This is a genomic window from Cycloclasticus sp., from assembly GCA_040743155.1.
Lineage (GTDB): Bacteria > Pseudomonadota > Gammaproteobacteria > Methylococcales > Cycloclasticaceae > Cycloclasticus.
Genome location: JBFLJU010000001.1, coordinates 1,995,334 through 2,008,750, shown reverse-complemented (window position 1 = coordinate 2,008,750; position 13,417 = coordinate 1,995,334). Strand labels below are relative to the sequence as shown.

General features: G+C 44.2%; 14 protein-coding genes. 4 read left to right on the top strand and 10 right to left on the bottom strand.

Annotated features, from left to right (window positions below; all coding sequences use genetic code 11):
* The first annotated feature begins 7 nt into the window (after positions 1–7).
* Positions 8–1,465 (top strand): aminomethyl-transferring glycine dehydrogenase subunit GcvPB, encoded by a 1,458-nt coding sequence (gene gcvPB / locus AB1Y31_09630; GenBank protein ID MEW4983432.1) that lies wholly within the window; start codon positions 8–10, stop codon positions 1,463–1,465.
* A complete protein-coding gene (locus AB1Y31_09625; protein ID MEW4983431.1) occupies positions 1,465–2,397 on the top strand; it encodes a carbohydrate kinase family protein in 933 nt (310 codons plus the stop codon). Before gcvPB ends, AB1Y31_09625 begins: the two co-directional genes overlap by 1 nt.
* Before the next feature lie 51 nt (positions 2,398–2,448).
* On the opposite strand, the gene AB1Y31_09620 is transcribed toward AB1Y31_09625, so the two are convergent.
* From AB1Y31_09620 to rlmKL, 10 genes are all read right to left on the bottom strand, one after another.
* Positions 2,449–2,784, bottom strand: a complete 336-nt coding sequence (locus AB1Y31_09620) for a zinc ribbon domain-containing protein YjdM (GenBank protein ID MEW4983430.1) — start codon at positions 2,782–2,784, stop codon at positions 2,449–2,451.
* A gap of 138 nt (positions 2,785–2,922) precedes the next feature.
* Positions 2,923–3,228: an NIPSNAP family protein gene (locus AB1Y31_09615; protein ID MEW4983429.1), complete on the bottom strand. Its 306-nt coding sequence runs from the start codon at positions 3,226–3,228 to the stop codon at positions 2,923–2,925.
* Between the two features lie 202 nt (positions 3,229–3,430).
* Complete coding sequence (gene arfB, locus AB1Y31_09610) at positions 3,431–3,844, bottom strand: alternative ribosome rescue aminoacyl-tRNA hydrolase ArfB (protein MEW4983428.1); 414 nt, start codon at positions 3,842–3,844, stop codon at positions 3,431–3,433.
* Positions 3,845–3,871: 27 nt separating this feature from the next.
* Positions 3,872–4,093, bottom strand: a complete 222-nt coding sequence (locus tag AB1Y31_09605) for a DUF3622 domain-containing protein (GenBank protein ID MEW4983427.1) — start codon at positions 4,091–4,093, stop codon at positions 3,872–3,874.
* 27 nt (positions 4,094–4,120) lie between these two features.
* The gene (locus AB1Y31_09600) at positions 4,121–4,957 is read right to left on the bottom strand and encodes a S1-like domain-containing RNA-binding protein (protein ID MEW4983426.1); all 837 of its coding nucleotides are present in this window, start codon (positions 4,955–4,957) and stop codon (positions 4,121–4,123) included.
* 140 nt (positions 4,958–5,097) lie between these two features.
* Positions 5,098–5,523 (bottom strand): potassium channel family protein, encoded by a 426-nt coding sequence (locus AB1Y31_09595; GenBank protein MEW4983425.1) that lies wholly within the window; start codon positions 5,521–5,523, stop codon positions 5,098–5,100.
* A gap of 149 nt (positions 5,524–5,672) precedes the next feature.
* A complete protein-coding gene (locus AB1Y31_09590) occupies positions 5,673–5,966 on the bottom strand; it encodes an antibiotic biosynthesis monooxygenase (GenBank protein MEW4983424.1) in 294 nt (97 codons plus the stop codon).
* A gap of 54 nt (positions 5,967–6,020) precedes the next feature.
* Positions 6,021–7,076: an endonuclease/exonuclease/phosphatase family protein gene (locus AB1Y31_09585; GenBank protein MEW4983423.1), complete on the bottom strand. Its 1,056-nt coding sequence runs from the start codon at positions 7,074–7,076 to the stop codon at positions 6,021–6,023.
* Positions 7,076–8,359 (bottom strand): TAXI family TRAP transporter solute-binding subunit, encoded by a 1,284-nt coding sequence (locus AB1Y31_09580; protein ID MEW4983422.1) that lies wholly within the window; start codon positions 8,357–8,359, stop codon positions 7,076–7,078. Before AB1Y31_09580 ends, AB1Y31_09585 begins: the two co-directional genes overlap by 1 nt.
* Before the next feature lie 17 nt (positions 8,360–8,376).
* Positions 8,377–10,584: a bifunctional 23S rRNA (guanine(2069)-N(7))-methyltransferase RlmK/23S rRNA (guanine(2445)-N(2))-methyltransferase RlmL gene (gene rlmKL, locus AB1Y31_09575; GenBank protein ID MEW4983421.1), complete on the bottom strand. Its 2,208-nt coding sequence runs from the start codon at positions 10,582–10,584 to the stop codon at positions 8,377–8,379.
* Between the two features lie 407 nt (positions 10,585–10,991).
* Between rlmKL and AB1Y31_09570 the strand changes: the two genes are divergently transcribed.
* Entirely contained in the window at positions 10,992–11,738 is a 747-nt protein-coding gene (locus tag AB1Y31_09570) for an MBL fold metallo-hydrolase (GenBank protein MEW4983420.1), read from the top strand.
* Positions 11,735–13,360 (top strand): bifunctional diguanylate cyclase/phosphodiesterase, encoded by a 1,626-nt coding sequence (locus tag AB1Y31_09565; GenBank protein MEW4983419.1) that lies wholly within the window; start codon positions 11,735–11,737, stop codon positions 13,358–13,360. Before AB1Y31_09570 ends, AB1Y31_09565 begins: the two co-directional genes overlap by 4 nt.
* Positions 13,361–13,417 lie beyond the last annotated feature (57 nt).

Sequence of the window (13,417 nt, the reverse complement as noted above, 5' to 3'; positions counted from 1 at the left end):
TATTTCTATGCTGATATTTGAGCAATCACATACGGGTAGAGCATCGAATGCTCAACTACCTGCCGACAACGATGCACTGTCATCGTTGCCGGCAGATGCTTTAAGAACATCAAAGCCCAATTTGCCTGAAGCGTCTGAAATGCAAGTTGTTAGGCATTTTACGCGCTTGTCACAAAAAAACTTTTCCATCGATACGCACTTCTATCCGCTCGGCTCATGCACGATGAAATACAACCCGCGTGCGTGTAACACCTTGGCGAGTTTGCCAGAATTCTCAGGTCGGCACCCATTAGGCCCAAGTTTGCATGGGCAAGGTTTTTTACAATGCATGTATGAGCTACAAGGCATGTTGAAAGAAGTCACTGGTATGCAAGCGGTGTCCCTGTCGCCTGCGGCCGGTGCGCAAGGTGAGTTTGCGGGTGTGGCCATGATTAAAGCCTATCACGATGACCGTAATGACACGGCGCGTTGTGAAATTTTAGTACCCGATGCGGCGCATGGAACTAACCCTGCGTCAGCAGTGATGTGCGGTTACAAGGTGCGTGAAATTCCTACAGGCGGGAATGGTGACGTCGATATTGACGCGCTAAAAGAAGCGGTCGGCCCAAAAACAGCAGGCATTATGCTGACAAATCCAAGCACGTTAGGTGTTTTTGACCGCAAGATAAAAGAAATTGCCGGCATTGTGCATGAGGCAGGTGGTTTGTTGTATTACGATGGTGCTAACTTAAATGCCATCTTGGGCAAAGTGCGTCCAGGTGACATGGGCTTTGATGTGATTCATATGAATTTACACAAAACCTTCTCAACACCGCACGGCGGTGGCGGCCCTGGTGCCGGACCTGTGGGTGTTAGTAAGCGCTTAAAACCCTATTTGCCGGTGCCGATTGTTGGTAAAAAAGACGAGCAGTATGTATTGTTGGATGAAAACGATTGTCCGCAAACAATTGGCAGAATGTCCGCTTTTGCGGGTAATGCTGGGGTGTTGCTGCGTGCGTATATCTACGCAAGAATGTTAGGCCGTGAAGGAATGCCAAGGGTGGCGGATTTCGCTACGTTAAACGCCAATTACCTATTAAAACGTTTAATGGAAGTCGGTTATGACGCGGCGTATCCAGACAGACGCGCTACGCATGAATTTATTTTAACGCTTAAAAAACAAGCGAAAGAGTTGGGTGTCACGGCAATGGATGTTGCGAAACGCTTGTTGGATTACGACTTCCACGCGCCGACCACGTATTTTCCGTTGTTAATTCCAGAATGTTTGCTGGTTGAGCCGACAGAAACTGAAGCAAAAGAAACGTTAGATGATTTTATCGACACGATGGCAAAAATTTTAGTGGAAGCGGAAGAAGACGCGCAACTATTAAAGCAAGCGCCCTATACATTGCCTGTTAGGCGTTTAGATGATGTGAAAGCTGTTAAGCAGCTCGATGTGGTTTGGAAAAAGGAAGAGGTTAAATAATGAGTGCTTTAATTTGCGGTTCAATGGCGTATGACACCATCATGGTGTTCCAAGATAAATTTAAAAATCACATTTTGCCGGATAAAGTGCATATGTTGAATGTGTCCTTTTTTGTGCCAGATTTGCGCCGTGAGTTCGGGGGGTGTGCGGGTAATATCGCCTACAACTTGCACCTACTGGGGGAAACCGCGCTGCCGATGGCAACAGTGGGTAAAGACTTCGGCCCCTATGCTGACTGGATGACTAAAGCCGGCGTTAGCCAAGAGTATTTAAAAATATTGGCGGATGATTTTACCGGTCAGGCGTACATCACCACCGATGAAGACGATAACCAAATAACCGCGTTTCACCCCGGTGCTATGGGGCGTTCGGAACTGGTTCGGGTGCCGAGTGACGCAGGGGTAAAGATCGGTATTGTGTCGCCCGATGGGAAGGCTGGCATGATTGAGCACGCAGAACAGTTTTTAGAAGCCGGTATTCCTTTTATATTTGATCCGGGTCAAGGCCTGCCGATGTTCGATGGCGAGGAACTGAAAACGTTTATTGGGCAGGCGACATGGGTTACTTTAAATGACTATGAAGCAGCGCTACTACAAGAAAGAACCGGCTTATCACCTCATGAAGTTGCAGAACAAGTAGAGGCATTAATTATTACCAAAGGTGCTGAAGGCTCGTTGATTTATACCAAAGATAAACGAATTGATATTCCAGCGGCAAAAGCGGCAGCGTTAGTTGATCCAACAGGTTGCGGGGATGCTTATCGTGGTGGTTTATTGTATGGCCTAATGAATGACCTAGGTTGGGAAGTAACCGGACGAATCGCAGGTCTAATGGGTGCGATTAAAATTGCTCACGCAGGTACGCAAAATCATGTGGTTACGTTAGATGATGTAAAAGCACAATATCTAGAGCAGTTTGGCGAATCATTCTAGAACAAAGCAATAACAGCACTGGTTTGCCGGTGCTGTTATTTGTATGATGAATTAAGCCTTTTTCACAAACTCTGATTTGAGTTTCATGGGTCCAATACCGCTAACTTTACAGTCAATATCGTGATCGCCTTCAACCAAGCGAATATTTTTCACCTTGGTGCCTACTTTTACGACGGCTGACGAGCCCTTTACTTTAAGGTCTTTAATCACCGTGATGGTGTCGCCATCGTGTAATAAATTTCCGTTTGAGTCCTTTACGATAAGGGTGTCTTCATCGTCGAGCGCCTCCATAGACCATTCGTGCGCGCACTCTGGACAAATGTATAAATTGCTATCCTCGTAAGTATATTCAGAGTTGCATTTAGGGCAGTTAGGTAAAGCGCTCATGATGAATCCTAATTAATAAACAGTGGGCGAATTTTACACTTAAAGTGTATCAGTTACATGCCTAGGCTGAGCCTATGTCGCCTATCAGCGGCGGGTAATCTAGCAAAATATAAGGCTGTAAATGCCCAGCTAAGTTGTTTACTTAAAAACGGGGCGAAAGAAACTGCGTTCATAGCTAACGATACAACTTGTTTCATCTGCGTATGCAAATGCCGCAAGGCAGTCTTTGTCTTTGAACGAGTTTGAACGGTACTGCTCGTACTCAGCCAAACTTGGGAATGAGAATAAGGCTAGGGCAATATTATTGGCACCCTCTGATGGGAGAAAATATCCATGATGTGTTCCCCCATGTTTTTCTATTAGTGGAATCCAAAGCTTTGAATAGTGCTCAAATTCATTTATTTTCTTGGGTTCAATGACGTAACGTATGTAGCAAGTAACCAATTTTTTTCTCCTTTACTTTAAATTTCATGTCCAACGCTGAGAGTTTAGCTGCGTTATTAATGCATAAAAAGGGAAATGGTTTCCCTATAATTCCTATTCATATGCCCAAAAGAATAGTGGGCAGTACGGTGGACTATAGATCCCTGTCATGGGTTATTCAAGCGTAAACCCTGCGCTTTTGTTTACGGAGGTAATGGCAAGCTTAATCAATGATGTTTTTTCGCAGTTGTTTTAGTTTGCCACGCTGAGTTTTATTGTCTACGCGTTTTCGTTTGGCATTTTTGCTGGGTTTAGTCGTACGACGAGGTTTTTGTACGATTGTCGCGCTTTTTATAATAGCGCGCAGGCGCTCTAAAGCATCGGCTCGGTTTTTTTCCTGCGTGCGATATTGCTGAGCTTTGATGATGATCACGCCATCTTTGTTAATACGTTGGTCTTGCCGGGCGAGTAGGCGTTGTTTATAAAAGTTGGGCAGTGAAGAAGCGCTAATATCAAAACGCAGGTGGATGGCCGATGATACTTTGTTAACGTTTTGGCCGCCTGCGCCTTGAGCGCGAATGGCGGTTAGCTCTATTTCCTCGTAAGTGATGGCCAGGTGTTGGGAAATGCGGAGCACGGCAGCAAGTTGTTTGTAAGGCTGAGTTTATTTGCGTTTTTCTGCGCGGCGTTTATTTTGTTCGCTTTGCTTAGCGGTGAATTGAACCAGTTCTTTTTCTGCCCAAGCAATGGCTTCTGCTTCATTGTTAAAGCCGCTTTGAGTTTTTGAGACGATGGTTTTTTTGGCGCTGGCGCGACGAATTACTTCAGCTTTCCAGTTGTCATTTTCTTGAGATGTTTGGATGCTGTATTTTTTGCTTTGTTTCATAATATTTTGATAAATAGGTAATAAAGGTTATTTCTCTAGTAGACGAATGCCGTCTTTAGAGATGCTAAGAATGCGTTGTTTGTATAAACCGCCGATGGCTTTTTTGAAGGCACCTTTGCTCATGCCAAAGGTGTCGGAAATAATTTCTGGGTTGGACTTGTCGTGCAAAGGTGAGAAACCTTCGTGTTTTTCTAAATAGTTAATAATGATTTTGCTGTATTTGTCTCGAGTTTCTTTGCCGCCTTGTAGGCTCAAATCAATTTTCCCGTCAGGCCGTATACGCTTAATAAAGCCTTTTTTGGATTGACCGAAACTTAATTGTTGGAATACGTCGTTTTTATACAAAATACCCCAATGAGAATGATTAATGATGGCTTTAAAGCCAAGTGGCGTGCTATTGGCAACGATTAAGTCTACTTGTTGTTGGGGAGTAAAATCGTGAGGTTCTTCATCATCAATAAACTTGTCTATTTTAGATGAGGCAACAATGCGGCCGTCGTTCTTATCGAGGTATAAATAAACGAGGTAAGACTTATCAACCTCCATCGGGACATGTTGTTCGGCAAAGGGTACTAGAACGTCTTTTTCTAAGCCCCAGTCTAAGAAGGCGCCTACGTGTGTTCGAGCAACTGCTTTTAGGTAAGCAAATTCACCAACTTTGGCTTTGGGAGTTTTAGTGGTGGCAATAGGGCGATCTTCTGAATCAAGATACAGAAAAACATAAAGCGATGAACCTACTGCCAAATCTTTTGGGGCATACTTGCCCGGTAACAGTACCTCGCCTAATTCTTTGGCATCAAGAAAGAAGCCGAAATCGAGTGCTTTAATAACTTCTAATTGATGTGTTTGTCCAAGCTTAACCATGGTGTGTTCCTAATGTGCGGGGTGAGGAGGATTATACAGGTCACGGCGTAAAGAGATGAGTAAAAGAGTCTAACGAAATATATTGCCAGTTCTATCGTATCTAGGCGTTGCCTTATTCATCAAGGAAAGTTAAACGTTCGTTAGTGGTTGTCCCAATAGCGTTGCATTTCGTAATATAAGAATGAAGCGGTCCAAGTGATTAAAACAAGCCCAGTGAGGGATTCGAGGCCGGTTAAATGTCGTAAATCCCCGATTGGTTGGATGTCGCCAAAACCTAAGGTTGTAAACGTTGTGAAGGACAGGTATGTGCAATCGAGCAAACTGCCGTCGAAGTTTCCTTCTAAGTGACCCCAGCCGTCGGCATGGTGCATATAGTAGAAGGCTAAGGCAAAAATCCAGACCTCTACCGCGTGTGCAACTAAAGCAGCAAACACACCGAATAGAATCCTAAGCCGGTGTTTTACGGTCATGTGTGGAATGTATCTGGATATGCGATACAAAAACTCGTAGTGAATCACCACGGCAACGGCGACGACAAACGAATTTAAAGCAAATACAGATATCATGATGTTGAAAAATGAGTTCCAAACGTCATAGGTATGAGCTGATTACATACATATAGGGCACGAATGAGTCATGCCCTATATGTATTAATCGGCAACTGAAATTTAGTTGAGGCTATGCCGACAGTATAGTCGCCGACAGATCAACGCCGTTAAATTGAAACAGCGGTTAGGTAGCTAACAGCGGGTGGCGCTGATAATAGGCTGGCAAGCTTCTCAATGTCACCACGCTCTGTACGCCATGCCATATAACTTTCGTGATCACTACGTTGTTCCCACTTTTCGAGTAAAACAATGTTGTGTGGATCATCTTCATTAGTCGTAACAGTGATCTCTATGCAGCCTTTGTATGCACGGGTGTCCGGTAGGATCGCAGTGAAAACGCCCAATAATTCTTCTCGATTCTCAGCACTTACTTTTAGATCTAAAATAACGTCTACAGCCATTGTGTTCTCCTTTTTATAAGCAATTTTTATTTAAATGAGCAGCTGAGTATATGCCTATAAATTAAAGCTTGCAATAAGCGGGAAGTGATCGGAAATACTGAGCGTGTCGTGTTGACGAATATTTTTGCAATGGCACGTCAGCAAGGGTGAATAAAATAAATAATCTAATGTTCTATCGGGTATTGCAACCTCGGGGTCGTTTGAATAAAAACTGTACCAATCAGATGGATTGGTGCCGATGTCCTTCATCGAGGGGATGCAAGGGAATTGATTGGTTAAGCCGAAAATTTCGGACGCAGCTCGATAGTGGGTGCGTTGCCTTGCGGGAAGCGTCCTGTATTGATTGGGCGGTAGTAGGTTGAAATCACCGCCAATGATCCACGGAATGCCGCGGTCAGTATACTGCGTTAGTAATGAAACAATATGGTCGACTTGTTTTTGTAGCGTATCAGATTGTTTGGAGAATGCTTCGAGGTGTGTGTTGAAGAGTATTAGTTCACCTCCTTCATCATATGGAATGTGTGCTTCAAGTACGGCTCGTTTAATGCCTAAATGCTTGGCAATTATATTGCCCGGTGTTAACGCGAGTTGGTGCCGCTTAGCGAGCGCTATAGGGTGTTTTGATATTGTGCTGAGCTTCATCCCCGCGCGGCCTAATATTTTGGGGTGGGGTACAAAGCCAGATTTCCAATAAAAAGCAGAGGTGTGGTAAGAGTAGTGAGTCGGTAGCAAGTCGAGTAAGGCTTGCAGCTGATCCTGCTTGCCGGTACGTTTCGCCCCATCATCCACTTCTTGTAAAAGGATGAAGTCAGGGTTTTCGTCAATAATGATATTGGCGACATCATGCAGCGTTTTTACAATGGCGCTGGTAGACGGTCTGCTATCTGGGCCATTAACTTCTGGAACGTCAAACCAAAAAACGTAGTCTTTTCCCGCCATAAATTGAACGTTATAGGAAAGAACTTTAATGTCTTTCCCCTTACTGAGTAAGGGAGCGTCGGCGACTTTTACAATGCTTTCTGCTTGTTCATTTTTTGGGTAAAAGCCGGTCGCGAGTATGGCAAAAAGAAGGCATATAAAAAAAATAAATATGACGGCAATGGCGGTCATTACTTATGTAATTTCTGCCTAACTAGGTCGATGTGAACCAGTAATTGATAGACTTTTTCGGCGTAAGACAACGGTGTCTTTACCTTGTTTACCTCGTTTTCAATATGACTAAGTTGTTGCCCCAAGTGTTGGCGCTGTTGCTGTGTGAGTTCATGCCCATGAATTTTATCGTCAACGCTGTGTAGTTCCTCGTACCAACGATAAATGCGCGAGCTGATGCGCCATTGATACAGCGGTGGCATCACCTTAGCTAGCGGCAGTAAGATGGCTAGCAATGGGATGATCATAACAATAAACCTGTCAATCATAATAGCGGTCCAGAAAGGCAAATAGCGCATTAGAAAAGGTGGACCATTCTTATAGAAGCGTTCGGCTACATCGCTGATAGGTGCAGTCAGGTTGTTATTGTTTGGAAACTGATGAGCGGCTGAGAAAATCCCTGATGTTTTATGGGTATCCTGAATAGCTTGTAGCACGAGTATTGATAATGCAGGGTGAAAACCGGCATTCATTAACAAGTTTACAGTGGGTGCGAGTAATGTTTTATCAAGTGATGGTACGTTGCTTTGCAAGTCAATCACGCCTTCGGGCAAGGTTATTTTTGACAAGAATGGGTGCAAGCGTTTGTATGCTTCAGCGCGAGTGAGTGATGCTAACTCAATGGATGGCGTTTGTAGTAACTTGCGAATAACGGGCGATTTAACTGCGCCAATAAAGAACGCGGCATCAATATCGCCAGATAATAATTTGTTAGCCGCAAAAGAGCCGGAGTCATCGGTCAAGGTTACGTTTGAACTGTCGAGTTGGTTGTCGCTCATTAGCAGTAGCGCAAGGCTACGTGTGCCGCTACCTTCAACGCCAATAGCGACTTTTTGTCCGGCAAGGTCGGTTAGTTTTTGTAAGTTTTGCTCTTGACGGTGAAAGAGCCAAGCGGGCTCATAATATAAGCTGCCGAGTGATAATAGCGGCGTGTTGGGTTTGGTCAGCCCGCCCTGTACCAAGGCGAGGTCTGTTTTATTCGCCAATAAACGGTCAATATTTTCTGCGGAACCGGCAGACGTTTCAATGTTTAAGGTGATGCCTTGCTGAGCTAAGTGTTCTTTGTATTGCAGTGCATAGGCGTAATAAGCGCCTTCTTTACTGCCAGTGCTGATGCTGATGGTGGTGGCTGGTGCAGGCTCTACAAATTGATAAGCCAGCCAGAAACCAGCGAGCAATAAAATAATGCCTATGCCAATAGTGGCGATGGAGTCCTTTTGAGAAGTCCTTTCAGAGGAAGCCATTTAACACGTCCTTGAGTTTATGTATTGATCGACAGCTTCCAACAGTAATGTATTTTAGGGTTACGTTCAAAGTCTTTCGATATGGTATGTTTGCTAATGTCTTGAATGTCTAATGTTGTTAGTGCGCTTTTATCTAACTTAAATTTGCGAAAGTTGGTGGAGAATATCAAGGTGCCTTTTTTCGTCAACAGGGTGGCAGCTTTGTTCAGTAGTTCAACGTGGTCGCGTTGAATATCAAACACCTTTTCCATTCGTTTTGAATTTGAAAAAGTGGGTGGATCGATAAAAATCAACTCATATTTTTGTTGTTCTAGTATGGCTTTATCAAGCCACTCCATGCAATTTGCTCGAATGAGTTGGTGTTTGTCTAAGTTCAATTGATTGAGTTCAAAATTATTTTTGGCCCAATCTAAATAGGTTTTTGACATGTCCACCGTTGTTGATGTAGTGGCACCACCAAGAGCGGCGTGCACAGTGGCCGCGCCGGTGTAAGCGAAAAGATTTAAGAACTGTTTACCGTTCGCGTTTTCGCCGATCCATTGGCGTATGGGACGGTGGTCTAAAAATAAACCGGTGTCGAGATAGTCTTTGAAATTAACTAAAAAGAACGCCTCGCCTTCTTGAATTTTATGGAAGCCGCCATCGGTGCCTTGTTTCTCGTATTGCGTGCTGCCTTTTTGTCGGCGACGAATTTTAAGCGATATTTGTTTTGAAGGGACGTCGAGAACCTCAGGCATAACGGCTAAAGCGTCACGTAAGCGTTGTATAGCCTTATTTTCATCGATGGTTTTTGGAGCTTCATATTCCTGTACATGAATCCACTTTTTTTCGCCATTGTAAATATCGATAGCGATGGCGTACTCAGGTAAATCGGCATCGTATAAGCGGTAACACTGAAGGTTATTTTTCTTAACCCAAGATTTAAGCTTTTTAATATTTTTTCGTAGCCGGTTTGCTAGCATCGTAGCGCCGTCACTCCACTCGCCGGAACTGGGCAGTAAGGCTTTTTTTAAGTTGTCGCCGATGTGTTGTTGTTGGCTAGCGTGCTGGCCTTCAAAATGTCGTTCTGGGGTGACTGAAAAGTTAAATACTTTACAGGGGATAGCACCGTTAAATAGTTGGTATGACTTGTGCGATTTCAGAGAAACGTTGAACGCAAGCTCGGTATTGCCGGTAAAAACAGACGCTTGCCAGCCATTAAAGCGGGCTTTTAAGATGCTGCCTATTTCCTGATACAACGGTTCCAGCTGTTTAATTTCGCCGAGTCGTTCACCGTATGGTGGATTGACGACAAATAACCCGGGCTTCCATGATTCGTCAGGCGCCACTTTTGACAGCGGTAAGCTGACGGCTTTTATTTGCCAGATGAGGTTGGCGGCCTTGATATTTGCTTTAGCGATACCGGCGTGTTTGATGCTGATATCGGAGCCCATAATGGGCGGGATTTTTTCCAAGCCTTTTTCGCGACGGTATTCGGCTTCCTTAATCAGCCGTTGCCAAATAGCGGGGCTGAATTGTTTCCAGGCGGTAAAGCCGTAATAGTCGCGGAGCAGGCCGGGGGCGATATCACCCGCCATCATCGCGGCTTCAGTTAATAAGGTGCCTGAGCCACACATTGGGTCATATAAGGCGCCACCTTCAGCGGCTATTTTTGGCCAACCAGCGCGTATTAAAATCGCAGCAGCAAGGTTTTCTTTCAGTGGCGCTTCAACCGATTCGGCGCGGTAATGTCGGCGATGCAAGCTATCACCGGATAAATCTAAGCTCAGTGTTACTTTATCTTCGTTGATATAAGCATTAATGCGTATGTCAGGCTGTTCGCGTTGAACGTTAGGGCGCTCGTCAGTCTTTTCTTTAAATTGATCAACGATAGCGTCTTTTACCACTTGCTCGGCATAACGTGAGTGGTTTATTTTTGACCGACGTATGGAGGCATCAATGGCAAACGTTTTGGACACATCGAAGTGTTTTGACCAGTCTATTTTTAGGCTACCCGCGTATAGTTGATCAGGTGTTTGAGCGGCATATTTTGCAAGCGGCATAAGCACCCGGTTAGCCAGTCTTGACCACAGGCACACGCGCAACGCCATTTCCATATCGCCTTCAAAGTAAGCACCACCGGCAGCGTGTTTGACTTGTTGAGCGCCGATGTGCGTTAGCTCATCAGCAAGGATAAGCTCCATGCCTTTAGCGGTTGTCGCGAAATAGCGGGTGGTTTGTGACATTTACGGTTCCTGTTGGTTTTGTTGACAAAACAGCTAGTAACTAAGACTGCCTTGTTTCGTATGTGCTGAATCCGATGCTCGATACCGTTAAAGATAAGAACGGTATAAAGGTGCATCAGCTAAGACCAGCAATGTGTTTGCGTAGCAACTACTATTTATAAACAGCAGTTTAGTCTTACTGCCTATTTTAATCGTTTTTTCAACCATGTGCTCGCTGTTCTTTGGAGGCAGCGCCGTATCTTTTTGTCCGAATAATAGTAAATGAACTAATTTGGCAGCACTATTGGGTATGGGCTAATACAATTATGGCAACCATAATTGTTTTAACTGGCTCAACTGGTATAAATCTGCTAATTTAACCTCAAAGGAATATATTTTCACCGACAGTTTGTTTAAGGAATGAATAAATGAAAGTGACTTACAGCAACGCGATTGCAGTTACCCGTGAAATATACTGGGTAGGTTTTTATGATGAAGAGGCGCACTTACACTGTAACCCTTATTTAATAATAGATAGGGATGAGGTTGTTTTTATAGACCCAGGATCGGTGCCTCATTTTCCCGTAGTAATGCGCAAAGTCATGGATATCGTCAATCCTGAGGATATCAGTTACATCGTAGTGCAGCACCAAGACCCCGATGTGTGCGGTAACCTTGCGGTAGTTGAGGATGTTATCGGTCATAACGACCTAAAAATTGTTGCGCACTCATCCACCGCGCGGTTAATTCGGCATTTAGGATTTCGCTCAGAAATGTATATTACCGATGAACATGACAACCGGTTGGTACTCAACAGTGGTCGTGAATTACAGTTTATTCCCACACCGTATCTACACTCGCCAGGTGCGATTGTTACTTACGACGTGATTACAAAAAGTCTTTTTACCAGCGATATTTTTGCGGCGTTGTCTCAAGATTGGTCTTTATTCGCCGAAGGTGATTATTTGTCGCCTATGGACCCATTTCATCAACACTACATGCCAAGCAACCGCATTTTAAAACATTGCATGGAAGGTTTTGAGAAGATGGATATTCAACGTATTCTTCCGCAACATGGTTCTGTTCTTGAAGGTGGGCAAGTTGGGAAGGCAATCAATCACTTGAAGCGCTTACCTTGCGGCATCGATCTGATGGATGACGGACCTAGTTTATGACCGAGGATATCGTCAAGGCGGGTGCCCAGCATGTTTCTGACGTTCAGAATATTAATAAAAACCTGACGGAAAAAACGTTACGTATGCGCTGCCTAGCGTATCAGCACCAAGTTAAATCAAAACTGTTGATTGAAACTATTGTCGACATGACCAGCAGTAAAAAACAGCTGGCCTCGATGACTGCTGAAATTAAAAAGCAAAAACATATTATCTCTCAACAGAACGAAATTCTCCGCAAATCAAATCAGACATTAACAACAGACCGTGACTTACTTGAGTTAAAGGTTGAAGAACGAGTCAAAGCTTATGAAAAATTAGCTCACTTTGATACGTTGACAAACCTGCCAAATCGCTTTTTATTTAATGACCGCTTAAAACATGCGCTCGCTAGGGCTGATCGTGAAGAACATAAGGTTTCTTTATTAATTATAGATATAGATCGCTTTAAATACATTAACGATTCGGCTGGCCATCCAGCAGGGGATAAGCTACTCGTTAAAATGGCACAACGCCTCGAAGGAACGGTTCGCGCTGATGACACATTATCAAGGTTAGGAGGGGATGAATTTGCCGTCGTACTTGAAGCGATTGATATAGATGAGCTGACCGCTGCTGTAGCTGAAAAAATCCAGCGGGCGATGTCAAAACCCTTTAGCGTAAACGGTGAAACTATTTACCTGACCGTTAGCGTCGGCATTAGCATTTACCCTAATGATGCGGGTGATGCTGTAGAGCTACTAAAAAACTCAGATGCCGCCATGTACCTTGCAAAATCACAAGGGAAAAACCAATATCAGTTCTACACTCGCGACTTAACCACATCGGCACACTCGCGCTTTTCCCTTGAAACGCAAATGCGTCAGGCATTGGAAAATAATGAGTTTCAGCTCTATTACCAGCCGCAGATTGATTTTAAAAATAATAAAATCTCAGGTGCTGAAGCATTGATCCGTTGGCAACACCGAGAAAGAGGCCTGGTGCCGCCCAGTGAGTTTATTTGGCTAGCCGAGGAAACTGGCTTTATTTTAGAATTGGGTGAATGGGTTTTACGAACGGCTTGTCGACAAACACAGAAATGGGTTGAAATGGGCTTACTTGCTGGAAGAGTATCGGTTAACCTCTCCCCAATACAGTTCTCTCAACCAGATATTGTTGCTACAGTTAAACACATTCTTAGTGAAACAGGCTGTAGCCCATATCATCTAGAAATTGAGATAACCGAAAGTGTCTTAATTGGCCAGCCCGATGAAGTTGCAAGAACGGTTGATGCATTTAAATCAGAGGGTATTGCGCTTGCAATTGATGATTTTGGAACAGGCTACTCATCACTGGCTTACTTAAAGCGTTTCCAAGTTGATTGGTTAAAGATTGATGGTTCTTTTGTTCGGGATGTTACTACCGATGCAAATGATGTAGCCATTATTAGAGCAATTATTGAGATGGGGCATGCGCTGGGTTTGTTAGTAATAGCTGAGTGCGTGGAAACAGAGGCGCAAGCGGAATTCTTAAAATCAGTTGGCTGCGATTGGGGTCAAGGCTATCTTTACGGCAAACCCCTGCCTATAGATGAGTTTGCTGACCTACTAGTAAGTCAAGGGGCAGCAAAGTTATATCAGCGGTGAATGTATTATAAAAAAGCTGGAGCCGATGCCCAATGGCAAAGGAAACGGCAGGTCGCT